At 65.8% G+C, this 24,106-nt stretch carries 18 protein-coding genes and 2 tRNA genes; 12 read left to right on the plus strand and 8 right to left on the minus strand.

Annotated elements, in window-relative coordinates; translation table 11 throughout:
* Positions 1–46 precede the first annotated feature (46 nt).
* The 3 genes from ASE72_RS12060 (at position 47) to ASE72_RS12070 (ending at position 5,838) form a co-directional block, all read left to right on the plus strand.
* Positions 47–661, plus strand: coding sequence for a glutathione S-transferase family protein (locus ASE72_RS12060; RefSeq protein ID WP_056021312.1), 615 nt, complete (start codon positions 47–49; stop codon positions 659–661).
* 563 nt (positions 662–1,224) lie between these two features.
* The gene (locus tag ASE72_RS12065; RefSeq protein WP_056021316.1) at positions 1,225–4,434 is read left to right on the plus strand and encodes a TonB-dependent receptor domain-containing protein; all 3,210 of its coding nucleotides are present in this window, start codon (positions 1,225–1,227) and stop codon (positions 4,432–4,434) included.
* A gap of 84 nt (positions 4,435–4,518) precedes the next feature.
* Positions 4,519–5,838: a spinster family MFS transporter gene (locus ASE72_RS12070; protein ID WP_056022277.1), complete on the plus strand. Its 1,320-nt coding sequence runs from the start codon at positions 4,519–4,521 to the stop codon at positions 5,836–5,838.
* A 66-nt stretch (positions 5,839–5,904) separates the two neighbouring features.
* Here the strand turns inward: ASE72_RS12070 and ASE72_RS12075 are convergent, their stop codons facing one another.
* Positions 5,905–7,149 carry a TetR/AcrR family transcriptional regulator gene (locus tag ASE72_RS12075; RefSeq protein WP_056021319.1) on the minus strand — a complete coding sequence of 415 codons (1,245 nt, stop codon included), beginning with the start codon at positions 7,147–7,149 and terminating at the stop codon, positions 5,905–5,907.
* 157 nt (positions 7,150–7,306) lie between these two features.
* Between ASE72_RS12075 and ASE72_RS12080 the strand changes: the two genes are divergently transcribed.
* The 5 genes from ASE72_RS12080 (at position 7,307) to ASE72_RS12100 (ending at position 12,583) form a co-directional block, all read left to right on the plus strand.
* Positions 7,307–8,590, plus strand: a complete 1,284-nt coding sequence (locus tag ASE72_RS12080) for an acyl-CoA dehydrogenase family protein (protein ID WP_056021321.1) — start codon at positions 7,307–7,309, stop codon at positions 8,588–8,590.
* A 161-nt stretch (positions 8,591–8,751) separates the two neighbouring features.
* Positions 8,752–9,834 (plus strand): Zn-dependent alcohol dehydrogenase, encoded by a 1,083-nt coding sequence (locus tag ASE72_RS12085; protein WP_056021324.1) that lies wholly within the window; start codon positions 8,752–8,754, stop codon positions 9,832–9,834.
* Positions 9,831–10,898 carry a phosphotransferase family protein gene (locus ASE72_RS12090; RefSeq protein ID WP_056021327.1) on the plus strand — a complete coding sequence of 356 codons (1,068 nt, stop codon included), beginning with the start codon at positions 9,831–9,833 and terminating at the stop codon, positions 10,896–10,898. The genes ASE72_RS12085 and ASE72_RS12090 overlap by 4 nt, the downstream gene beginning before the upstream one ends.
* Positions 10,899–11,009: 111 nt before the next feature.
* Positions 11,010–11,774: an SDR family oxidoreductase gene (locus tag ASE72_RS12095; protein WP_056021330.1), complete on the plus strand. Its 765-nt coding sequence runs from the start codon at positions 11,010–11,012 to the stop codon at positions 11,772–11,774.
* A gap of 11 nt (positions 11,775–11,785) precedes the next feature.
* Positions 11,786–12,583, plus strand: a complete 798-nt coding sequence (locus ASE72_RS12100) for an SDR family NAD(P)-dependent oxidoreductase (protein ID WP_056021333.1) — start codon at positions 11,786–11,788, stop codon at positions 12,581–12,583.
* Positions 12,584–12,616: 33 nt separating this feature from the next.
* Here ASE72_RS12100 and ASE72_RS12105 read toward each other — a convergent pair whose 3' ends face one another.
* The 5 genes from ASE72_RS12105 to ASE72_RS12125 all read right to left on the minus strand — a co-directional run bounded on the left by ASE72_RS12105 (position 12,617) and on the right by ASE72_RS12125 (position 19,546).
* Complete coding sequence (locus tag ASE72_RS12105) at positions 12,617–13,498, minus strand: acyl-CoA thioesterase (RefSeq protein ID WP_443024762.1); 882 nt, start codon at positions 13,496–13,498, stop codon at positions 12,617–12,619.
* 79 nt (positions 13,499–13,577) lie between these two features.
* Positions 13,578–14,705 (minus strand): acyl-CoA dehydrogenase family protein, encoded by a 1,128-nt coding sequence (locus tag ASE72_RS12110; protein ID WP_056021336.1) that lies wholly within the window; start codon positions 14,703–14,705, stop codon positions 13,578–13,580.
* Positions 14,706–14,846: 141 nt separating this feature from the next.
* Positions 14,847–16,028, minus strand: coding sequence for an acyl-CoA dehydrogenase family protein (locus ASE72_RS12115; RefSeq protein ID WP_056021340.1), 1,182 nt, complete (start codon positions 16,026–16,028; stop codon positions 14,847–14,849).
* Positions 16,029–16,179: 151 nt separating this feature from the next.
* Positions 16,180–18,210, minus strand: coding sequence for a 3-hydroxyacyl-CoA dehydrogenase NAD-binding domain-containing protein (locus ASE72_RS12120; RefSeq protein ID WP_056021342.1), 2,031 nt, complete (start codon positions 18,208–18,210; stop codon positions 16,180–16,182).
* A 106-nt stretch (positions 18,211–18,316) separates the two neighbouring features.
* Positions 18,317–19,546 (minus strand): serine hydrolase domain-containing protein, encoded by a 1,230-nt coding sequence (locus ASE72_RS12125; RefSeq protein ID WP_056021344.1) that lies wholly within the window; start codon positions 19,544–19,546, stop codon positions 18,317–18,319.
* 187 nt (positions 19,547–19,733) lie between these two features.
* Here ASE72_RS12125 and ASE72_RS12130 point away from each other — a divergent pair, with 187 nt between their 5' ends.
* From ASE72_RS12130 to ASE72_RS12145, 4 genes are all read left to right on the plus strand, one after another.
* The gene (locus ASE72_RS12130; RefSeq protein ID WP_082445961.1) at positions 19,734–21,440 is read left to right on the plus strand and encodes a class I adenylate-forming enzyme family protein; all 1,707 of its coding nucleotides are present in this window, start codon (positions 19,734–19,736) and stop codon (positions 21,438–21,440) included.
* A gap of 293 nt (positions 21,441–21,733) precedes the next feature.
* Positions 21,734–22,882, plus strand: coding sequence for an AI-2E family transporter (locus tag ASE72_RS12135; RefSeq protein ID WP_156350475.1), 1,149 nt, complete (start codon positions 21,734–21,736; stop codon positions 22,880–22,882).
* Positions 22,883–22,926: 44 nt separating this feature from the next.
* Positions 22,927–23,003: transfer RNA gene (locus ASE72_RS12140), tRNA-Asp, on the plus strand.
* An 84-nt stretch (positions 23,004–23,087) separates the two neighbouring features.
* A tRNA-Asp gene (locus ASE72_RS12145) sits at positions 23,088–23,164 on the plus strand.
* A 198-nt stretch (positions 23,165–23,362) separates the two neighbouring features.
* On the opposite strand, the gene ASE72_RS12150 is transcribed toward ASE72_RS12145, so the two are convergent.
* On the minus strand, positions 23,363–23,563 hold the full coding sequence (locus ASE72_RS12150; protein WP_056021349.1) for a DUF2842 domain-containing protein: 201 nt from the start codon (positions 23,561–23,563) through the stop codon (positions 23,363–23,365).
* Positions 23,560–24,093 carry a 5-formyltetrahydrofolate cyclo-ligase gene (locus ASE72_RS12155; RefSeq protein ID WP_056021352.1) on the minus strand — a complete coding sequence of 178 codons (534 nt, stop codon included), beginning with the start codon at positions 24,091–24,093 and terminating at the stop codon, positions 23,560–23,562. Before ASE72_RS12155 ends, ASE72_RS12150 begins: the two co-directional genes overlap by 4 nt.
* Between the last annotated feature and the right edge of the window lie 13 nt (positions 24,094–24,106).

A 24,106-nucleotide genomic window follows, 5' to 3' on the forward strand; every position in this document is an offset into this window, starting at 1 on the left:
TGCCATACGCCATGTTCGAAAACCCGAATCGTGAAGGCTCTTGCCCATGCTGTTCTACGATAGCGCGTCACCGGCCCCCAATCCGCGCCGGGTCCGGATATTCCTTGCCGAGAAGCACGTCCGGGTGCCGATGGCGCAGGTCTCGATTCCGAAGGCCGAGCACAAGGCGGCGGCGTATCTCGCGGTAAACCCGCATGGGCAGACGCCGGCGCTCGCGTTCGACGATGGCCGCGTGCTGACCGAAAGTGTCGCGATCTGCCGCTATTTCGAGGCGCTGCATCCCGACCCGCCGCTGTTCGGGCAGGGGGCGCTCAACATCGCCGAGGTCGACATGTGGACGCGCCGCGTCGAGATGCGGCTGATGACGCCGCTCGGGCTCGTCTGGCAGCATACGCATCCGTGGACCGCGCGGATCGTGAAGCCGCAATATACCGAGTTCGGCGAGACGCAGCGCCCGCGCGTGCTGGCGGCGATGGCAGAGTTCGACCACGCGCTGAGCGGCGGGTCGTGGCTCGACGGCGTGCGGTACACGATCGCGGATATCGTGCTGCTGACCACGATCGACTTCGCGACCTTCGTGGGCATTCCCGTGCCGGGCGAGCTGGACAATCTCACGGACTGGCACCGCCGGGCCTCCGCGCGGCCCAGCGCGCAGGCCTAGCAGCGGGCAGCACGGGCAATATCGAGGCGGCGGCCCCGACTTTGGTCGGGGATGATCCAGATTGCCGAAACTTCCTTTGCAACACGTCTGCAAAGCTGCCATGAAGCCCGCATACCCGAACTTCAGTTTCGTAGACGAAGCGAAGTGACGGAGGCAATGTGCCGTCGACATGATCGATGTCCGGCCATTCCAGGGGCATGCAGGCCAACAGGTCGCGCCCGGTAACGAGGTTGGAGAGGGGATAAGGCGGAAGGCCGGCATGGCCGGACCTTCCGCCGTCCTTCTGTTTCCCAACGTCCTGCACACATCAGTCGCACATCCAGGCGGAATGCGTGTCATTCCTGGATTGGCCCATGCGCGGGCTCCCGGCTATCGATACCCAGAGGAATTCGAAGAGCGGTTTTGGCCGACCCGGACGTTTCACGGGCTGTCGAGCAGTCCTGGATCCGTAATATTACGTAGCAATTTGCTACGCTTTTACCGCTTGACGATCGTCGCTGCGAGGCATCTATTCGAAGTTGCGGTACGGGCCATCAGTGCTCCGGCCGGACAGGGAGAGAGATGTGGCCAAGCAGCGCTATTTCGTCGCGTGCGCATTTTCCGTACTCGCATGTGCACTCGTTTCGCCGGCTGCGGCGCAGGTCGGGGGAGATCCGCGACCTGTCGGCTCGGCGGGGCAGTCCGGGGCGCAAACGGGCGCCGACGCGACGCTCGGCAGTTCGTCGAATGCGGCGTCGTCGAATGCCGTGCAGAACGGCAGCCCCGACATCATCGTCACGGGATCGCTGATCCGTGGATCGTCGGAGGATGCCGCCGCGCCGGTCGACGTGATTTCGGGGGACGAGCTCGCGAAACAGGGCGCGCCCACCGCGGTCGAGCTGCTCAAGAACCTGCCGACATCGAACGGCGTCACGGGCGACGCGAACCAGTTCGACAGCCGCAGCCAGGGCAATGAGGGCGTCGCGTCGGTCAATCTGCGCGGGCTCGGCCCGCAGCGCACGCTCGTGCTGCTCAACGGCAAGCGGCTGGTGCCGGTCGGGGGCGGTATCCCGATCGTCGACATCAACCTGATCCCGTCGGGTGCGATCGGGCGCGTCGAGGTGCTGAAGGACGGGGCCGCCGCAACCTATGGCTCGGATGCGATCGCCGGCGTCGTCAACTTCATCACGCGCACCGACCAGAAGGGCTTCCTCGTCTCCGGCGACTATCGCTATATCGACGGGTCCAAGGGTGATTACGGCACCGCGATCAGCTATGGCCATAGCGGCAACGGCTTTCGCATGCTCGCCTCGTTCGGGTATCAGCACCGGTCGGAATTGCGGACCACCGACCGCGACTTCACGATCCAGCCCTATGCCAACAATCCGCAGGGCGGCTGGACGGGGGGCGGCAACCCGGGCAATTTCGACTTCAACGCGACGGTGCCGTTCGTCGACCCCGCAACCGGGCGGTTGTTCACTGGCTATGGCGCGACCGGCGCGTCGAACGGTGTCAACTTCATCCGCGATCTCGGGTGCGAATCGCTTGGCGGGTTCCGCAGCACGCCCGGGTCGAGCACGCCGACGCCGACCGCGGTCGGCACGATCGCGGTGCCGACGGATCGGTGCTTCAACAATTACGGGCAGTTCGGCAATCTCGTCGAGCCCGAGGATCGCTATCAGGCCTATGCCGAATTCGCGATCGACCTGACGAGCTCGCTGCAGTTCACCGCCAGCGCGCTGTACGGGTCGACCTCGACGCGGATCACCACGTCGCCGACCTATCTGCCGACCTTGCCGCCTTCGGCCAACGCCGCCGGCGGGGGTTCGGGGTTCTTCCAGGTGCCGACCTACGCGCCCGCGCTGCGTGATTATTGCCAGACCTATGGTACTGCGGCGGGGTGTCTCACGGCGAACGGGACGCCACTCGCGCCTGCGCTGGCGTTCCCCGTCCTGTTCCGGCCCGCATTGCTCGGTGGCAATCCCGTCTTCCAGGGGGGCGACAATGATCGCGGATCGGCGTTTTCGAAGCGTCAGTCGGACTCGATGCGCTTCACCGCCGACCTGTCCTGGGAAGTCACGGACCGCATCAACCTGACCGCCAGCGGTACCTATTCGGAATATTATCGCGAGAATGAGGGGACCGACACGTTCGGCGACCTGCTCCAGAACGCGATCGCGGGTTTTGGCGGCGCGAATTGCGCGTTCGCGACCACCGCCTCGCGCGCGGGGCTCAGCGCTGCCCAGATCGCAGCGCTTGCGGGCACCAACGGCTGTACCTTCTTCAATCCCTTCTCGACCGCGGTCGCGGTCAACCCCGTCACCGGGCAGGCCAATCCCGCCTATGCCGGATCGCGCGGCACCAACGGCCTGAGCACGACCCCGGGCGCCGGGCTGGTCAACGACGTTGCGACGGTCGACAATTTCTTCCGCACGACGCGCACTGTCTACGACACCAAGCTGTTCGTCGGTGACCTCGTCCTTGGCGGGCGGACCGGGCTGCGGCTTCCCGGTGGCGATGTCGGCTTCGCAATCGGTGGCCAGTATCGCCGCAATCATTATTCGGTGAACTACAACGCGGACAGCAACCTCGCGACCAACCCTTGCCCCGGCTCGCCGCTCAACCCCAATGCGACCTGCACGCCGCAGACGGGCGCGCTGGGCTTTCTCGGGACGAACCGGAATGCGTCGTCGGTCGGCGACGTGAAGGCGCTGTTCGCCGAACTCCAGCTGCCGATCTTCCAGGCGGTCAACGCGCAGCTTTCGGCGCGCTATGAGGATTATGGTGGCGCGGTCGGATCGACGTTCAACCCGCAGGGGCGCCTGCGTGTCCAGGTTGCGCCGTGGCTCGCGCTGCGCGGCGGTGCGGGCACGACGTTCCGCGGCCCGCCTGCGCAGCAGCTCGAGGGCAACCTGACCGCGCTGCAGATCATCGGTACGTCGTTCCGCGCGGTCGATATCAACGGCAACCCCAATCTGTCGCCCGAGAAGGCGACGACGTACAGCGGTGGCGTGATCGTCGACATCGGCGGCTTCAACGCGAGCGTCGACTATTTCCGCTATGACCTGAAGGGGCCGATCGAGCAGGAGCCGACGCAAGGCATCGTCAATGCGCTGTTCGGCGCGAGCGGCATCGCGAACTGCGGCAATGCGGCGTTTGCGGCGCTCCAGCAGCGGTTCACCTTTACCGGTGCGGGCTGTGGTGTTGCGAACGTGCAGCGGTTGCGGACGGTGTACGTCAACAGCGCGGATGTGACGACCTCGGGTCTCGACGTCCAGGCGACCTATCGCGGCGACATCGGGCTCGCGACCGTCACCGTCGGCGCGACAGGCACCTATGTCATCGAATACAAGACCAAGGACGTGACGGTCGAGGGGGTCGTCGTGCAGCCGGCGTTCAACGGTGTCGGACTGCTCAACTACCAGACGACCGCCTATCCAGTGCCCGAGATCAAGGGCAATTGGTACGTCCAGGGCGACTATGACATCGCCAGCCTTCGGCTTCAGTTCAACTATATCGACGGCTATACCGACCAGCGCGGGGCGGCGATCTTCGGGCCGAACTTCGGCGCGCTGGCTGGCGCTTCGGTTACGGGTGGCAAGGAGATCGGTGCGTTCAAGACGATGGACGCAACGCTCAGGATCGCGCTGCCGACGGGATCGACGATCTCGCTGTCCGCGCTCAACATCTTCGATCGTGCCCCGCCCTTTGCCCGGCTGGATCAGAATTACGATCCGTTCACGGCATCGCCGCTGGGCTTCACCGCAAAAGTCGGTTTGTCGCAACGATTTTGATTTTCTCGACAACTGGCCTCGCTTTCCTGCATCGGGTATGGTCCAAGCAGGTCGCGAGGCCAGTAACGAGTTGAGAGGATGATCATGGCGACAGCGTTCAAGACGCACCCCGAGATCGCAGACGCATTGGCCATGAAGCGTCGCGGATTGACGCTCACCCTACTCACGCTGACCTATTTCTTCAGTTACATGGACCGGCAGATCCTTGCGATCCTGCTCGAGCGGATCAAGGCGGATCTCATCCTCACGGATACGCAGCTGGGGCTTTTATCCGGGCTCGTCTTTGCGATCTTCTATGCGACGCTCGGCATTCCCGTCGCGCGGCTTGCCGACCGGACCAGTCGTCGCAACATCATCGCGGTCAGCCTGACGATCTGGAGCGCGATGACCGCATTGTGCGGGTTAGCGCAGAATTTCACACAGTTGATGTTGTTCCGTATCGGTGTCGGGATCGGCGAGGCGGGGTCGAGCCCGCCAAGTCACTCGATCATCGCGGATCTCTATCCACCCGAAAAGCGTGCCAGCGCGATGGCGGTCTATTCGCTCGGCGTCGTCCTGGGGGCGGGGTTCGGTACGCTGATCGGTGGTGTCGTCGCGCATGCCTATGGCTGGCGGATCGCGATGATGACGGTCGGACTGCCCGGCATCGTCCTTGCCGTGGTGGTCCGGCTGTTCATGGTCGAGCCCCGCCGCGGCCTGTCGGATGTCAGTCGCGTGGCGGAGCAACAGGCGATGCCGAGCATCGCGCAGGGCTTTGCGTCGATGTGGGCGAGCGCGCCGGCGCGCCATCTGGTGATGGGCGTGACGCTCACGTCGATGATCGGGTATGCGCTGACGGGCTGGGGGCCGAGCTTCATGCAACGCTCGCTCGGGATCTCGATGCTCGACGTGTCGCGCTATATCGCGCTGCCGGGGGCGCTGTTCGGCGCCATCTCCGCGCTGGCAGGCGGCAAGATCGCGGACGTGCTTGCCAAGCGTCACGGCTTGCATGTCCAGTCCTGGGTGGTGCTGGTGATGAAGGCGCTCGCGCTGCCGTTTGCGCTGGCCTTCTACATGATCGACGTGCCCGCGATCGCGATCGGCAGCTATTTCATCTACCTGATCTTCGCCAATTCCTATCTCGGACCAAGTTTCGCGCTGATCCAGCATCTCGCCCCCTTGCGGATCCGGGCGATGTGGGCGGCGATCACGCTGCTCGTCATCAACCTGATCGGGCTGGGCCTCGGCCCGACGATCGTCGGCTGGCTGAGCGACATCCTGAAGCCCGGTTTTGGCGAAGACTCGCTTCGCTATGCGCTGGTCATCGTCGTCATGATGACGCCCTGGGCGCTGTTCCACTATTGGCGTGCAGGCGTGCTGCTCAAGCGGGACGAGGACATCGTGACCGCCGCGCGCGCGCATTGAGGAATTGGCGCGGGGCGGGCGGATGCCCGGTCCGCGTCAAACCACCCGTCTTGCGGACGTGCCGTGTCAGTCCTGACCCATGCGGTCGTCGAACAGGCCGTAGAGGATGGTCGAGGCATAGAGCTGGATTGCTTTTTCGCGCGGCATCGTCGCTGCCCATTTGCGCATGTCGAACGCCGCATTCTGCAGGGCCATCAGCGCCTGCGCCGCGATCAGCGCGTCGACCGCACGGATCGATCCTTCGCCGATCCCGTCCATCATCATGCCCGCATAGCGTCGCGCGATCCCGTTCGATCGTTCGACCATCGCATCGCGCACCCGCGGCGGGAGGCCGCTGAGCGCGGTCGTCCGCAGCAGCGGCCCGCTCTCGGCGAACTGGACGTCGAGCAACGTCGCCAGGGTGCTCGACAGCCGGTTCCAATAGGTGCCGCCCTGCGCCTCGCCACGCGCCTGCGCATCCGCGATCGTGTCGAAGCTGCGCTTGTAGCAGGCGATGACCAGATCGTCCTTGGCATCGAGATGGTGGTAGAAGCTGCCCTTGGTGACGTTCAGTTCGGACGCGATCTTCTGCACCGAGGCGCCGCGATAGCCGAGCTCGTTGATCAGCCGCGTCGCCGCCAGCAGGAAGGCCTCGCGCCCCGGTTCGGCATCGTCGTGGCTCAGGTCGATCAGCTTGGGGGACCAGCGCGCCGAGGGGCCCGCGATCCCGTGCGCAAATACGTCCATCAGCCGCGTCTCGACACGCGCATATTGGTCGGGCTCGTACCGCGTCAGCCAGATCGGCAGCCAGAACGTGTTTTCGAGCAGGACGTGCGCACGCGCACTCTGGATGTCGGTCTGTGCGCGGCCCGTCGAAGGACCCCATAGCAGCCGAGTCCGACGGAACACCTCGCGCCAGCCCGCCATCAACCGGCTGCGGATCGGATCCTCGGTTGCGCGCAGGTCGGACAGGACGGCGAACGACTTTTCCTCGCCGCGCTGCACGCGCCCGAGCCGGGCCATGTTGAGCGAGAGATAGCGCGCGACGCGTTCGCGCGGCGTCGCTTCCTCCATCGCCTCGTCGAGCATGCGCAGGAGATAGTCGAGCGTGTTCTCGAACGCGGCGGCGGCAAGGTCTTCCTTGCGCTTGAAATAATAGGTAACGCTCGTCGTGTTGAGGCCGACGCGACGCGCGACGTCTGCAAACGTCATGCCCTTCGCGCTCTGTTCGTTGATCGCCTCTGCCGCTGCGGCAAGTATGGCGTCACGTTTCGCGCGGAAGCGCTTCGTGCCCTGTTCGCCCTCGTCGCCTGCCGCTGCCGGAATCTTCATCGAAACACCCTAACAGTTTCAATTTGAAGATACAGTGCTTTTTAGGTGCTTTCGCCGTGGCTTGTAAAAGGCGCGTCTGACGCCTCGTTCGATGCTTTACCGAAGATGCGGTATGGTTTACCCGGGTCATGAAACGGGATTGCGAAGGAGGCCGCACGTGGATTTCACCTTGAGCGAACGAGAGACGTATTTTCGCGACCGGGTGCGGGATTTCATCGACCAGAACATCCGCCCGCGACAGTCCGATTATGACGCGCAGGCGCATGAAGGCGAGCGCTGGAAGGTGATTCCGGTCATCGAGGAGACGAAGGAGAAGGCCAAGGCCGCGGGGCTCTGGAATTTCTTCATGCCGCCGCATTCGGGCCAGACGCATGTCGATGATTCCTTCGCGTTCGAAGGGACGCAGCTGACCAATCTCGAATATGCGTTATGCGCGGAAGAGATGGGCAAGGTCAGCTGGGCGAGCGAATGCTTCAACTGTTCCGCACCCGATACGGGCAACATGGAGGTGTTCCACCGCTATGGCACGCGCGAACAGAAGGAGGCGTGGCTCGGGCCGCTGATGCGCGGCGAGATCCGGTCCGCGTTCCTGATGACCGAACCCGCGGTGGCGTCGTCGGACGCGACCAATATCGAGACGTCGATGGTGCGCGACGGTGATCATTACGTGATCAACGGGACCAAATGGTGGTCGTCGGGTGTCGGCGATCCGCGGTGCAAGATCGCGATCGTGATGGGCAAGACGAGCCTCGAGGGCTCGCGTCACCAGCAGCAGAGCCAGATCCTCGTGCCGATGGACACGCCCGGCGTGACGATCAAGCGGATGCTGTCGGTCTATGGCTATGATCATGCGCCACACGGGCATGGCGAGGTCGTGCTCGACAATGTCCGCGTGCCCGTCGAGAACGTGCTGCTGGGCGAGGGACGCGGGTTCGAGATCGCGCAGGGCCGGCTTGGACCGGGGCGCATCCACCACTGCATGCGGACGATCGGCGTGGCCGAGACCGCGATCGAGGCGATGGCGCGGCGTCTGCTGACCCGCGTCGCGTTCGGCAAGCGGATCGCGGACTTCTCGGTGTGGGAGGAGCGGATCGCGACCGCGCGGATCGATATCGAGATGACGCGGCTGCTGTGCCTCAAGGCGGCGGACATGATGGACAAGGCGGGCAACAAGTCCGCGCAGATCGAGATTTCGATGATCAAGGTCGCCGCGCCGAACATGGCGCTCAGGATCCTCGACGACGCGATCCAGGCGCATGGCGGGGGCGGCGTATCGGGCGATTTCCGGCTGGCGCACGACTGGGCGGCGATGCGGACGCTCCGGTTCGCCGATGGTCCGGACGAGGTCCACAACCGCTCGATCGCGCGCAACGAGTTCGGGAAATACGGCGACTTCCGCAAGGGTGGCGTATCGAGCGGGGATATCGGGGTGAGCCGGTAATTTCCCGTTAGGCATGGATTCAAGACTGCTCTCCGCCAAACCCGTCACCCCAGCGTAAGCTGGGGTATCCCGCTTGGCTGGTGCCGCGATTCGAAACGGGGAGATCCCAGCTTGCGCTGGGATGACGGGTTGGGGGGGGGCAAAACAAGCGAAAGGCAGACATGAAAGCCGCAGTCCTTTTCGAAGCCAATACCCCGCTCAGCATCGAGGACGTCACCGTCTCGAAGCCTGGCCCGCGCGAGGTCCTGATCCGGACGATGGCGGTAGGCGTCTGCCGTTCGGACCTGCACTTCGTCGACGGCGCCTATCCGCATGCGATGCCGACAATCCCCGGCCACGAAGCCTGCGGCGTGGTCGAGGCGATCGGTGACGAGGTTGGCATGGTCAAGGTCGGCGACCATGTCGTGACGTGTCTGTCGGCGTTCTGCGGCCACTGCGAATTCTGCGTCACCGGGCGCATGGCGCTCTGCATCGACGCTTCGGTGCGTCGTCCCAAGGGCGCCGCGCCGCGGCTCATGCTCGGCGACCGGCCGATCGCGCAGATGCTCAACCTGTCCGCCTATGCCGAGATGATGCTGGTTCACGAGCATGCGTGCGTCGCGATCGACCGCGACATGCCGATGGATCGCGCCGCGTTGCTGGGCTGCGCGATCACCACCGGGGCAGGCGCGGTGTTCAACACCACCGACGTGACGCCGGGCGAGACGGTGTGCGTCGTCGGGTGCGGTGGCATCGGGCTCGCGGCGGTGAACGCGGCGAAGATCGCCGGCGCCGGCAAGATCATCGCGCTCGATCCCGTCCCCGAAAAGCGGGCGATGGCGGAGAAGCTCGGCGCGACGCACAGCATCGACGCGTTGTCGGATACCGCCGCCGACGAGGTCGTCGCGATCACCAAAGGCGGCGTTCATCACGCGATCGAGGCGGTCGGGCGGGCGCAATCGGCGGCGACCGCGGTCAAGGTGCTGCGCCGCGGCGGGACCGCGACGGTTCTCGGGATGATGCCGCTCGGCGAGAAGGTCGGGCTGTCGGCGATGGACCTGTTGTCGGGCAAGCGGCTGCAGGGCGGTTTCATGGGGTCGAACCGGTTTCCCGTCGACATTCCGCGGCTCGTCGACTTCTACATGCGCGGGTTGCTCGATCTCGACACGATCATCGCCGACCGGATGCCGCTCGAGCGGATCAACGACGCGTTCGACGAACTGCGGCGCGGCGACACGACTCGCAGCGTGATCACCTTCGCATGAGCAGCGACGCAGCCAGCACGATGGTCGGCACGATCGCGGTCGGCGAGAAGGACCGGCTCGATCTCGACCGGCTGACGGCCTGGATGGACACGAACGTCGACGGATTTGCCGGGCCGCTGACATACGCCAAGTTCGCCGGCGGTCAGTCGAACCCCACCTACCGGCTCGACACGCCCGAGCGGGCGTATGTCCTGCGACGCAAACCGTTCGGGCCGATCCTGCCCTCCGCGCACGCGGTCGACCGTGAATATACGGTGATCGCCGGCCTCCATCCGACGGGCTTTCCGGTGCCGCGGCCATATGGGCTCTGCGAGGATCCCGGCGTCATCGGCGCGGCGTTCTACGTGATGGAGATGGTCGAAGGACGGACCATCTGGGACGGTTCCATGCCCGGCGCGACGCGTGCCGATCGTCGGGCGCATTATGACGCGATGGTCGACACGCTCGCCGCGCTTCACAATACCGATCACGTCGCGGCCGGGCTCGGCGCCTATGGCAAGCCGGGCAATTATTTCGAGCGACAGGTCGGCCGGTGGACCAAGCAGTATCGCGCGGCGGAGACCGAGCGGATGGACTCGGTCGAGCGACTGATCGAATGGCTGCCGCGTACGCTGCCCGAGCAGACGCGGACGTCGATCGTGCACGGCGACTATCGTATCGACAACATGATCTTCGCACCCGCCGAGCCCAGGGTGATCGCGGTGCTCGACTGGGAGCTGTCGACGCTCGGCGACCCGCTGGCCGATTTTTCCTACCTGCTGATGAGCTGGGTGACCGAGCCCGAGGGACGCTCCGGCGTGCTCGGGATGACCGGGGACGAAACGGGGATCCCGACGATCGAACAGGTCGTCGAACGCTATTGCGCGGCAACGGGGCGCGACGGCGTTCCCGATCTCAACTGGTATTTCGCGTACAATCTCTTCCGCCTGACGGGGATCGTCCAGGGGATCAAGCGGCGGATCATCGACGGTACGGCGTCGAGCGCGCAGGCGGAGAAGACGGTGGCGAAAATTCACGGTCTCGCGGATGCGGCCTGGGGGTTCGCGGTCAAGGCGGGGGCGTGAGACGCGCGACATGACGTCCCGTCCTTTGGCGAAACGCAGCCTTTGCTGATGACGGGTTTGGAGAAGCGGTAGGCGTTCACGCCGTCAGTCGACGGAACAGGGAGCAAGCAGATGTCGCAATTCGACCTGACCGGAACGGTCGCCATCATCACCGGATCGTCGCGAGGCATCGGCCTCGCGTCGGCGCGCGAACTCGCCGAGCACGGCGCGAAGGTCGTCATTTCGAGCCGCAAGCAGGACGCGTGCGATAGTGTGGCGCGCGAGATCAACGCCCGGCACGGCGATGGCACCGCTATCGCGATCGCGGCCAACATCTCCGACAAGGCGGGATTGCAGGCGCTGGTCGACCAGACGCGGGCGGCGTTCGGCAGGATCGACATCCTCGTCTGCAACGCGGCCTCGAACCCCTATTACGGGCCGCAGGCGGGTATCGCCGATGACCAGTTCCGCAAGATCCTCGACAACAACATCGTCTCGAACCACTGGCTGATCCAGATGGTCGCGCCGGAGATGACCGAGCGCGGCGCCGGGAGCATCATCATCATCTCGTCGATCGGCGGTCTTCGCGGCTCGCCGGTGATCGGCGCCTATTGCATCAGCAAGGCCGCGGATATGCAGCTCGCACGCAATCTCGCGGTCGAATTCGGGCCGTCGGGCGTCCGCGTCAACTGCATCGCACCCGGTCTCATCAAGACCGATTTCGCGCGCGCCTTGTGGGAACATCCCGACCGGATCGAGGCCGCGAATACGCGCGTACCGCTGCGACGGATCGGCGAGCCGCACGAGATAGCGGGCGCGGTCGTGTTCCTCGCATCGTCCGCGAGCAGCTTCATGACGGGACAGACGATGGTCCTCGACGGCGGGGTCACGATTTAACGGAGGGCATCATGCGTTTTCAGGACAGGTCGATCATCGTCACCGGCGCGGGTTCGGGCATCGGTCGGGCCGCGGCATTGCTGTTCGCTGCGGAGGGCGGCCGGGTGGTCGTCGCGGATCTCACCGAGGGCGCCGACGAGACGGCGCGGATGATCACCGATGCGGGGGGGACGGCAAGTGCGATCCGGATGGACGCGGGATCCGAGGAGGATGTCGTCCGCACCGTGACGCTGGCGTGTGACAGCTTTGGCGGGCTCGACGTGATGTTCGCCAATGCGGGGATCTCGGGCGGGATGGCGAACCTGTTCGATACCGACGTGGCGCTGTTCACGGAGGTGCTTCGCGTCAACCTGATCGGGCCGTTCCTCGCGGTCAAGCATGCCGCACCGCGGATCGGCGAGCGCGGCAAGGGGGCGATCATCCTGACCGCGAGCGTCGCGGGAATCCGGTCGGGCGCCGGTTCGCCCGCCTATTCCGCCTCTAAGGCCGGCGTGATCAACCTTGCCGCGGTGTCGGCACAGCAATTGTCGGGGGCCAACGTCCGGGTCAACGCGATCTGCCCGGGCCTGACCGAGACGGGGATGACCAAACCGGTGTTCGATTATGCCCGCGAGTCCGACAAGATGCACCGGGTCGGCCGGTTGAACCCGCTTCACCGCGGCGCGCAGCCCGACGAGCTCGCCAAGGTCGCGCTGTTCCTCGCGTCGGACGATGCCAGCTATGTGAATGGCCAGGCGATCGCCGTCGACGGCGGGCTGTCGTCAAGCCATCCGGTGACGCGTCAGGACTATGGCAAGACCGCGGTCTGACGCGGTCCCGGGGGCGGGCGGGGCGCTGTCGGCTCAGCGCCGCATCCGGATCAGTCCTTCCTGTGCGACGCTTGCGACCAGCCGGCCGTCGCGCGAGAAGATCTTGCCGCGGTTGAACCCGCGCGCGTGGCCCGACCAGGGCGCATCGCAGGCGTAGAGCAGCCAGTCGTCGGCGCGGAAATCCTCGTGCAGCCAGAGCGAGTGATCGAGGCTCGCGGTCTGTAGCCCCGGCGTGATCCAGTTGACGCCGTGCGGCAGCAACGCGGTCCCCAGCAGCGCCATGTCCGAGGCATAGGACAGGACTGCGCGGTGCATTGCCGGGTCGTCGCCGATCGGCGCGACGATGCGAAACCAGTTGGCATGGTTCGGCGCCTGCGCGGGTGGATCGATCCAGCTGCGCGGGTTGACCGGGCGGACCTCGATCGGGCGCCAGCGGAGCATGTGCGCGCGGAATTTCTCGGGGATGCCGTCGAGATTTTCCAGCCGCAGGTCACGGTCCGAGCGGAGTATCTCGGGTGGCGCGACGTCGGGCATCACGTCCTGGTGATGCAGGCCGTCCTCGGGCGTCTGGAACGATGCCGCCATATTGAGGATCGGCTGCCCCTTCTGCATCGCGATCACGCGGCGCGTCGCAAAGCTGCGACCCTCGAAGTCGCGGACGACGCGGTAGACGATCGGATAATCCTCGTTACCCGGGCGCATGAAATAGGCGTGGAGCGAATGCGCCGCCTTGGGCGCCTCGGTCGACCGCTGCGCGGCCTGCAGCGCCTGCGCGATCACCTGACCGCCGAACACGCGGCCGACACCGCCGGGCTGGCGCTTGCCGACATACAGGTCGGTATCGACCTCCTCGATCTCGAGCAGGTCGACAAGGCCCTTGGCGAGGGCTTCGGGGGACGTATCGGCAATATCCACGCGTATCTGACCTCCATGCTCTCCCGCGAAGGCGGGAGCCCAGTCTGGGCCCCCGCCTTCGCGGGGGTACACCGTAGCGTCAATAGCCCGCGGCGATGGCCAGTCGGTCGGCATGGAAGTTGGCGTCGCCGAACAGCTCGGCCAGCACGCGCGCGCGCTTCATGTAAAAGCCGATGTCATATTCGTCGGTCATGCCGATGCCGCCGTGCATCTGGACGCTTTCCTGCACGCTGAGCGTCGTGGCGAGCGCGGTCATCGCCTTGGCGACCGAGACAGCCTCGTCCGCGCGGTCGCTTCCCAGGTCGAGCAATTGCTGGGCCTTGAGCACGGCGGCGCGCGCGACCTCCATCTCGGAGTAGAGATGCGCGGCGCGGTGCTGGAGCGCCTGGAAGCTGCCGATCAGCGTGCCGAACTGCTTGCGCTGCTTCATGTAACCGATCGTCATGTCCATCGCGCCGCCGCCGACGCCGAGCAGTTCGGCCGACGCGCCGGTGCGGCCCGCGCGGAGCAGCCGATCGAGCGGCGCGCGGCCGGCATCGACCTCGCCGATCACGGCATCGGCATCGACCTCCACGCCGTCGAAGTCGAGCCGCGCGGCAAGGCTCGCATCGGCGAGGCGTTCGGCGTTCGCACTCAGCCCAGCGGCGTCCTTCGGCACGGCGAACAGCGTGATGCCGTCGGCATCGTCCGCGCCGCCTGCGGTACGCGCGGCGACGATGATCAGGTCGGCGGTGTGGCCATGCGCGACGAAGCGCTTTGCGCCGGTCAGTTTGAAACCGTTGCCCGCGCGTTCGGCGGTCATCGCGATGCTGTCGCGGTGCTTGGCAGCCTCGTCGATCGCAAGCGCGGCGACGGTCTCGCCGGCGATGATGCCGGGGAACCAGCGTTCGGCCTGACCGGTGCCCTTGAGCGCCTCGACCGCGGCGACGGCGGTGGTCAGGAAGGGGGAGGGCGACAGGTTGCGACCGATCTGTTCGAGCACGACGCCCGCCTCGACATGGCCGAGCCCGAGCCCGCCCTGGTCCTCGCCGATCAGGATGCCGGTAAAGCCCATCTCGGCGAACTGCTTCCACAGGTCGCGCGAGAAGCCGGTGGAGTCCTCGGCATCACGCAGCGCGCGCATATGGCTGACGGGGGCGTGTTCCGCCACGAAGTCGCGGATCGTGTCCTGAAGGACGGTCTGGTCGTCGTCGAGATAGAGTGGCATTTCTGTTCCTTCTGCTCCCTCTCCCCGCCGGGGAGAGGGGCGGGGTGAGGGGTGGTGGGGCGGATCGTCCGAGCCTCACTGCCCCTCACCCGCCTTCGCTTCGCTGCGGCACCCTCTCCCCGGTGGGGAGAGGGAATGAATTTACGCCGGCAGTTCGAGAATCCGCTTGGCGATGATGTTGAGCTGGATCTCGCTCGTCCCGCCCTCGATCGAGTTCGCCTTGGTGCGCAGCCACGAGCGCGGGATCGCACCGCCGCGCGAGCGGTCGCTGTCCCATTCGAGCGCATCCGAGCCGCCCGCCGCCATCATCAGTTCGTAGCGCGACTTGTTCAGCTCGGTGCCGTAATATTTCATCATGCTCGGCTGCGCGGGGTGCGCCTTGCCGGCCTTCAGTTCGTCGATGAAGCGTTCGGACATCGCCCCGAACGCCTTGGCGCGCACCTCGAACAGCGCGATCGACGCACGAAGCAGCGGATCGGCAAGACGGCCGTCATGGCCGAGCCCGACGGTGGCGATCGCGCCGTCGATCAGCGGGTTGCCGCCCGACGAGGCGAGCCCCATCCCCGAGATCATCTCGCGCTCATGCCCGAGCAGATATTTGGCGACGTCCCAGCCCTTGTTCTCCTCGTACACGCGGTTGATCTTGGGGACCTCGACATTGTCGAAGAAGGTCTCGCAGAACGGCGAATTGCCGCTGATCAGCAGGATCGGCTTGGTCGAGACGCCGGGGGTGGCCATGTCGAACAGCACAAAGCTGATCCCGCCCTGCTTCGACGTCTTGTCGGTGCGGACGAGGCAGAAGATCCAGTCCGCCTTGTCGGCATAGCTGGTCCAGACCTTCTGGCCGTTGACGAGATAATGGTCGCCCTTGTCCTCGGCCGAGGTGGCGAGCCCGGCGAGGTCGGAGCCCGCATTGGGTTCGGAATAGCCCTGGCACCAGCGGATCTCGCCGCGCGCGATCTTGGTCAGGTGATCGAGCTTCTGCTCCTCGGTGCCGTATTTGAGCAGCGCCGGCCCGAGCATCGAGATACCGAACGAATTGAGCGGGTTGCGCGCCTTGATGGCCGCCATTTCCTCGCGGAGGATCTTGGTCTCGGCAGGCGACAGGCCGCCGCCGCCATAGGCCTTGGGCCAGTCGGGGACGGTCCAGCCCTTGGCCGCCATCAGGTCCAGCCACTGTTTTTGCGCGGGGCTCGATGGCTTGAACTGGCGACCACCCCAGCAGACGTCGTCCTCCGAGCGCACCGGCTTGCGCATCTCGGGCGGGCAGTTCTCCGCGAGCCAGGCGCGGGTTTCGGTGCGGAAGGTGTCGAGGTCGGTCATCGGGTCATCCTGTCCTCTGTCATCGTTCGGTCTGTGAACCGCTTCCCGGATCCGTCACCCCAGCGGACGCTGGGGTATCCCGGTTGGGAAGCGCTAGGCTCGAACCGGGAGATCCCAGCTTTCGCTGGGATGACGGGTGGAGGGGGCGCTATTACTTGATCCTGCCACCGCTGGCGGCGGCGTCCTTGAGCGACTTGGCGACGGGGAACCCGTATTTCTCGAGCCCAGCGACGACCTTCGGCAAGCCTTCCGACTGCGCCCAGAACATCGGGCCGCCGCGATAAACGGGCCAGCCATAGCCGTAGATCCACACCACATCGACGTCGGACGCGCGCTGCGCCTTGCCCTCCTCGAGGATCAGTGCGCCTTCGTTGACCATCGTGTAGAGCGTGCGCGCGACGATCTCCTCGTCGCTGATCTCGCGCGGGGTGACGCCCGACTTGGCGCGGAAATTGTCGATGATCTCGGCCACGCGGGGGCTGTTCGAGGGCGTGCGCTTTTCGTCATAATCGTAAAAGCCCGCCTTGGTTTTCTGGCCCCAGCGGTTTTCGGCGGCGAGTGCGTCGCGGATGTTCTCGATCCGGCTCGGGTCGCGGTGCCAGCCGATGTCGACGCCCGCGAGGTCGCTCATCTGGAACGGGCCCATCGGCATGCCGAACGCGACATGCACGCGGTCGATCTGCTCGGGGCTCGCGCCCTCGAGCAACAGCTTGGTCGCCTCGACCTGGCGCGGCATCAGCATGCGGTTGCCGATGAAGCCATAAGTGACGCCCGCGACGACGGCGACCTTCCTGATCTTCTTGGCGAGCGCCATGACGGTCGCGAGCACGTCGTCCGCGGTCTTGTCGCCGCGCACGACCTCGAGCAGCTTCATCACGTTGGCGGGCGAGAAGAAGTGCATGCCGACGACGTCCCCGGGACGCTTCGTGCACGCGGCGATCTCGTCGATGTTCAGGTACGACGTGTTCGACGCGAGGATCGCGCCGGGCTTGGCGATCGCGTCGAGACGCGTGAAGATGTCCTTCTTCACCTCCATCGTCTCGTACACCGCCTCGATGATCAGGTCGCACTCGGCGAGATCCGCGAAATCGAGCGTCGGCTTCAGCGCGCCCATCGCCTGCTCGACCTGCTCGGGCTTCATCCGGCCCTTGGCGGCGGTCGCCTCGTAATTCTTGCGGACGACGCCGGTGCCGCGGTCGAGCGCGTCCTGCTGCATCTCGACGATCGTGACCGGGATGCCGGCCGACAGGAAGTTCATCGAAATGCCGCCGCCCATCGTGCCCGCGCCGATCACGCCGACGCGCTTGATCTCGCGCAGCTTGGTGTCGGCGGGGACGTCGTCGATCTTAGCGGCCTGGCGCTCGGCGAAGAAGATGTGGCGTTGCGCGGCGGACTGGACGCCCGTCATGAGCGCCATGAACTGCTCGCGTTCGAACGCGATACCCTCGGCGAAGCTGGAGCCGTCCGCGGCCTTCTCGACGCAGGCGATGTTGGCGGCGGGCGCGTCGAAGTTGCGGAAGCGGCGCGCATTTTCCTTCTTGAACGCGGCGACGGCGTCGGGATCGGCCTGCGCGGTCTTTTCGGACGCGCGGGGCAGGGGGCGCTTGGTCGCGACCTCGCGCGCGAAGGCGATCGCGTCGGCCTCGAGGCTGTCCTCGCCGACGATCTTGTCAATGAGGCCGGCGTCGAGCGCCTTCTTCGCCGAGATCGGATCGCCCTTTGCGGTCATCTCGAGCGCGAGCTTCACGCCGGCGATGCGCGGGATGCGCTGCGTGCCGCCCGCGCCGGGGAGCAGGCCGAGCTTCACCTCGGGGGTGCCGATCTTCGCCGAGGGGACGGCGACGCGGTAATGGCAGCCGAGCGTGACTTCGCACCCGCCGCCGAGCGCGGTGCCGTGGATCGCGGCGACGACGGGCTTGGACGAGGCCTCGATCATGTCGACGACGGTCGGCAGGCCGGGCTCGACCATCGGCTTGCCGAACTCGGTGATGTCGGCGCCCGCGAAGAAGGTGCGGCCGTCGCAGCGGATTACCATCGCGGTGATGCTCGCATCGGCGACGCCTTCCTTGATCGCGGCCTCGAGCCCCTGACGGACCGCGGCGCCGAGTGCGTTGACCGGCGGGTTGTTCGAGATGATGACGAGCACGTCGTCATGGCGTTCGGTGCGGATCGGGCTGGTCATATACTCTCCTGCGGTTTGAACGTCATGCCAGCGAAAGCTGGTATCTCCTCGTAACGGGGAGACCCCAGCGTTCGCTGGGGTGACGGAATATCTGGATGTCGGCAAATCAGGTCATCGCCGCATAGATCATCGTCTTGAGTTCGCGGCGGATCGGGTAGAGACTGCTGGGCGAAACCTGCGTCATGAACACCATCGACAGCCGCTCGACCGGATCGATGAAGAACGCCGTCGAGAACATCCCGCCCCAGTAATATTCGCCCTTCGAACCCGCGATCATCGACTTGGCGGGATCGATCGTGATGGCAAAGCCGAGACCAAAGCCGGTGCCGGCATTGGCCGCCTCGCTGAAGAGCGACTGCGACAGCGTCGCGAGATCCGCTCCGCCGGGCAGATGGTTCTGCGTCATGAGTTCGAGGGTCTTGCGGCCGATGATCCGCGCGCCGTCGAGCGTACCGCCGTTGAGACACATCCGGCAGAAGCGATGATAGTCGAGCGCGGTCGAGACGAGCCCGCCGCCGCCCGACAACAATGTCGGCGGACGGCTCCACGCGCTCTTCTCGCCGCGGTCGAGCATCGTCCGTCCCTTGCCCGGTGCGACGGTGTAACAGTCGGTCAGGCGATCGACCTTGTCGGCGGGGACCTGGAAGAACGTGTCGTCCATCTTGAGCGGGACGAAGATCCGCGTGGTGAAGAACGTGTCGAGCTTCACGCCCGCGATCCGTTCGATCACCGCCCCCAGCACGTCGGTCGCAACCGAATAGTTCCACGACGTGCCGGGCGAGAATTCGAGTGGCAGCGCCCCCAGCGCGCCGATGAAACCGTCGAGATCGAGATTGCCGTGCCAGTTCTCGATCTTGCCCTCGCGGTACGCGGCATCGACGTTCGAGCGGTTCTGGAACCCGTAGGTCAGCCCCGAGGTATGGCGCAGCAGATCGATCATCCGCATCGGTTCACCGGTCGGCTTCACCGCGAACGGCACGCCTGCGCCGCCGCCATTGTAGACGCCGATCCCCTTGAATTCAGGCAGGACGTGGTGGACGGGCGTATCGAGCGCGACCAGCCCCTGCTCGACCAGCATCATGAACGCGATCGAGGTGATGGGCTTGGTCATCGACGCGATCCGGAACAGCGAGCTTTCGTCGATCGGCGCGCCGCCCTCGCGTGCGAGCCCCTGATGCGAGAAATGCACGATCTCGCCGTCGCGCGCGATCAGCAACTGCGCGTTGGGAAGCCGTCCCGACGCGACATACCGGTCGCGAAGGAGCGTATCGATCGCGGTAAGGCGTGCAGGATCAAAGCCATGCCGTTCGGGATCGCCGAGGATCGTGCCGGTCATCGCGCATGCCTCATGATGTACCATACCCCCGGTTCGAACATTGTTCATGCTATTGCCTTGAGCGCGGCGTAAATCAACTCTAAACCCACTGCCAGTTGGGCGATAAGCCAAACCCGAAATTCATATTTGGAGTGGACCGGCCTTGGTACAAGAACCGATCATCGCCCTGGACCCGCGCTGGCCCGTCATGTCCATGACCGAGACCGAGCGGCTGCTGACCGCGGCTGGAACCAAGTTCGAGATGGACGTGGTGACGATAGGCGGCGTGGAGACGCGGATCTGGAAGAACGCACCGCCGTCGCTGCGCTATCTGATCGAGGCGGCCCGCGCACATGGCGAGCGTCTGTTCACGATCTACGAGGACGAGCGCGTCAGTTACGAGGCGACATGGCGCGCGGTCACGGCGCTCGCGGCGCATCTGCGCGCGCTCGGGGTGGGACCCGGGGACCGCGTCGCGCTGGCGATGCGCAACCTGCCCGAATGGCCGGTCGCGTTCTTTGCCGCCACCGCGATCGGCGCGATCATGGTGCCGCTCAATGCGTGGTGGACGGGCGCCGAGCTTGAATACGGGCTTGCCGATTCCGGTGCGCGGGTGCTGATCGCCGACGACGAGCGGCATCACCGGCTCGAGACCGCCTATGCCACGCTCCCGTCACTCGAGCATGTGCTCGTCAGCCGCGCGGTCGAGCCGCTTGGTGGAATCGCGTCGCCGCTCGAGCAGATCATCGGCCCGCCACAGGCGTGGGCGACGCTGCCCGAGCAGCCGCTCCCCGACGCGACGATCGCGCCCGACGACGACGCGACGATCTTCTACACCAGCGGCACGACGGGCGCGCCGAAGGGGGCGCTCGGGACGCATCGCAACATGATGTCGAACATCATGACGGGCGGGTATTCGGGGGCGCGGTCGGCGTTGCGCCGCGGCGAAACGCCGCCCGAGCCGACACCCCGCGTCAGCCTGACGGTGATCCCGATGTTCCACGTCACCGCCTGTTCGGCGGGGATGATGGGGGTGATCGCGACGGGCAGCACGATGATCTTCATGCGCAAATGGGACACCGTGCGTGCGATGGAGATCATCGAGCGCGAGAAGGTGAACGTGACCGGGGGGGTGCCGACGATCGCGTGGCAGCTGATCGAGCATCCCGACCGCCATCGCTATGACCTGTCGTCGCTCGAATCGGTCGCCTATGGCGGGGCACCGTCCGCGCCCGAACTGGTCAAGCGGATCCATGCCGAACTCGGCGCGCTGCCCGGCAATGGCTGGGGCATGACCGAGACGATGGCGACGGTGACGCATCACGGCGCGGAGGATTATCTCAACCGCCCGACCAGCGCAGGGCCGCCCGCGCCGGTGGTCGACCTGAAGATCGTTGCCGAGGACGGCGTCACCGTGCTGCCGGTGGGCGAGGTCGGCGAATTATGGGCGCGCGGGCCGATGATCGTGAAGGGGTATTGGAACAAGCCCGACGCGACCGCGGCGACGTTCATCGACGGCTGGGTGCGAACCGGCGATCTTGCCCGGCTGGATGAGGAGGGGTTCTGCTACATCGTCGACCGCGCCAAGGACATGATCATCCGCGGCGGCGAGAACATCTATTCCTCCGAGGTCGAAAACGTCCTGTACGAGCATCCTGCGGTGACCGATTGCGCGTTGATCGGCATCCCGCACCGTACACTCGGCGAGGAGCCCGCGGCAGTGGTGCATCTGGCGCCCGGGACGCACGCGACCGAGGCGGAGCTTCAGGCATGGGTGCGCGCCCGGCTCGCGGCGTTCAAGACACCCGTCGCGATCCATTTCGTCGGCGAGACGCTGCCGCGCAACGCCAATGGCAAGATCCTCAAAAAGGATCTTCAGTCGCTGTTTGCCGACCGTGCGATGGCGAGCGCCTGAACGATGGGCGTGACCATCCGGCAACGATGACGGGCGTGCGGTAGCGTCGCGTGCCCGGCGTGCGCTGATCGTCGCCTGTGGTCGCCGCCTCTATCCCTGCTTGTAACCCGCTGCGATTGCGACAAGGAGAGGGGGAAGCAGAGGGTGGCGACATGACGAACGACGAATCTTCCGGAGAGCCGGCCTTGTCCGCCGATGTTGGCCAGAACCGGAATGCTGCGGACGGTTCGTCACCGGGCAGCGGCGCGGACGGCGCGTTCGGATTGCCGATCGGCGTCGGCGTCGAGGACGCGATGCGGATCGCTCAGCGACGCGACCGGTTGCTCGCCGCACTGACGCTGACCGCGGGCGTCGGGCTGGTCATCGCCATGCCGTTCGCGCTGAAGGCGGGCGCCGAATTCTTCCTGCCGCTGACGACCGCATTGGTGATCGCGGTCGCGTTGATCCCGGTGCTCGAATGGCTCGAGCGGCGCGGCGTTCCTTCGGCGATCGCGGCGCTGGCGTGCATCCTGGTGTTCCTCGTCGCGGCGAACATCGCGATCGCGGCGATCCTGGTCCCGGCGACGGACTTTTTCCGCCTGCTGCCGACGCGGCTCGACCGGATCCAGAGCAATCTCGCGCCTTTGCTCGACCTGTATTCGAGTCTCGAAAAATATGTGAACCGGACGCTGCGCCAGGTCGCATCGACCCCGATCAAGCAACCGGCGACGGCGGGTGTCGCTGCGCCGAGCTCGATCCTCGAATTCGCCGCGACCTCGGCGCCGGCGGTGATCGTCCAGCTGCTGTTCGGTATCCTGATCGTGTTCTTCTTCCTGTCGGGATGGACCGGCATGCGGCGGCAGACGATCACCGGGCGGACCAGCTTCGACGGCGCGATGGCGACGGCGCGCGTGATCCAGGACGTCGTCGACGACGTCTCCGCCTATCTGGGGACGATCACGCTGATCAACGTCACGCTCGGCATCGTCACCGGGGTCGCGTTGTGGGCGATCGGTATGCCCTATCCGGCGATGTGGGGCGGGATCGTCGCGTTGCTGAACTACATCCCGTATTTCGGGCCGGTGATCGGTGCGTTCCTGCTGGGGCTGGGCGGGTTGATGACGTTCTCGGACATCTGGATGGCGATGCTGCCGCCCGCGCTGATGTACGGGCTCCATCTGGTCGAGGCGAATGCGATCACGCCGTTCATCGTCGGTCACCGCCTGACGATTTCCCCGTTGCTGATCCTCATATCGCTGAGCTTCTGGGGATGGGTCTGGGGCACGCTCGGCGCGTTGCTCGCGGTGCCGCTTCTCATCATCCTCCAGACGGTCCTGGGGGCGGCGGGGAAGCCCGATATCGCGGGGTTCCTGTTCGAACACGGCACGCTGGTACAGAACAAGACGGGGCGAAATCGACGTCGCGGCGACGCATCCGAGCAACAACGTGAAACGGGGGGTTGACGGTATCCGAACCCTCGCCTAGTTGCCGCCTCCACGCTGTTTCAGCGGGTGTAGCTCAGTTGGTTAGAGCGCCGGCCTGTCACGCCGGAGGTCGCGGGTTCGAGTCCCGTCACTCGCGCCATCGTTTGATGGTTCGAGAGAGTGTTGAGGTCTTGACGAGCCTTCCGCTGTGGCCCCAGGGTCGCCAGGGGTCGTCATTGGGAATGCGGGTGTAGCTCAGTTGGTTAGAGCGCCGGCCTGTCACGCCGGAGGTCGCGGGTTCGAGTCCCGTCACTCGCGCCACCCTCGCTAGGGTGGCCGAGATCCCTTTCCAGATTTAGGCGTGCTGCGAGCATTCCTCCCCCATAGCGTTCGTGCTGAGTAGAGACCGAGCAGCTCCGTCAGGAGCGTATCCTTCGATACGCCCTCTCGATACGCCGCCTGCGGCGACTACTCGACGGCTACTCAGGACGAACGGCGAAGGGGCGGGCGGGTGCCTGGCTACCGCCCGATCTCCATCCAGCGCAGCACCGGCTTCAACGGTGCGATCCAGATCAGGCCGGTAAACAGATAGAACACCAGCTGCGCCAGCCAGTGCCAGCTGCCGACGATGGTCGACAGGCTCACGATCGCCACGCACCACAGCATGATCAGGAGCAGGATGCCGAGCATCCCAACGGGTTTGCGCCAGCTCGGCGTCATAGCGTGATCCATTCGCGTTCGGTGGCGATGGCGTGGAGCGGGACGTCCCACGCATCGGGCGTCAGCATTTCGACCTCCTGCACTGACAACGCAACCCCGACGCGCCACGCATCGGGGTGCGCAAGGAACGCGCGGTCGTAATAGCCGGCGCCCTGGCCGATTCGGTTGCCGCTGCGATCGAAGCCGACAAGCGGGGCCAGGATGATGTCCGGCGCCAGTTCGGCCGCGTCCTCGGCAGGCTGGTGGAGGCCGAACGGGCCGGCGATCAGCGCGGCCTCGGTCTCCCATGCCAGAAAGCGCATCGGTAGCGACCGACGCACCACGTGCGGGAGCGCGATGACGCAGCCCGCGTCGACCGCGGCGCGCGCGAATGGGGACGGATCGGCCTCACCGCCGAACGGGACATAGGAGGCTATGGTCATTCCCGGCTTCAGCCGCGCCAGGAACGCCGAGGGCACGGGGATAGCGACTTGGGCGCACGCATCTCGTGCGGCGCGTAGCGCGGCTCTGAGCACGCTTTTCTCGGTCATGCGGGCAAGCCGT

It is taken from the genome of Sphingomonas sp. Leaf20, assembly GCF_001421535.1.
GTDB lineage: Bacteria > Pseudomonadota > Alphaproteobacteria > Sphingomonadales > Sphingomonadaceae > Sphingomonas.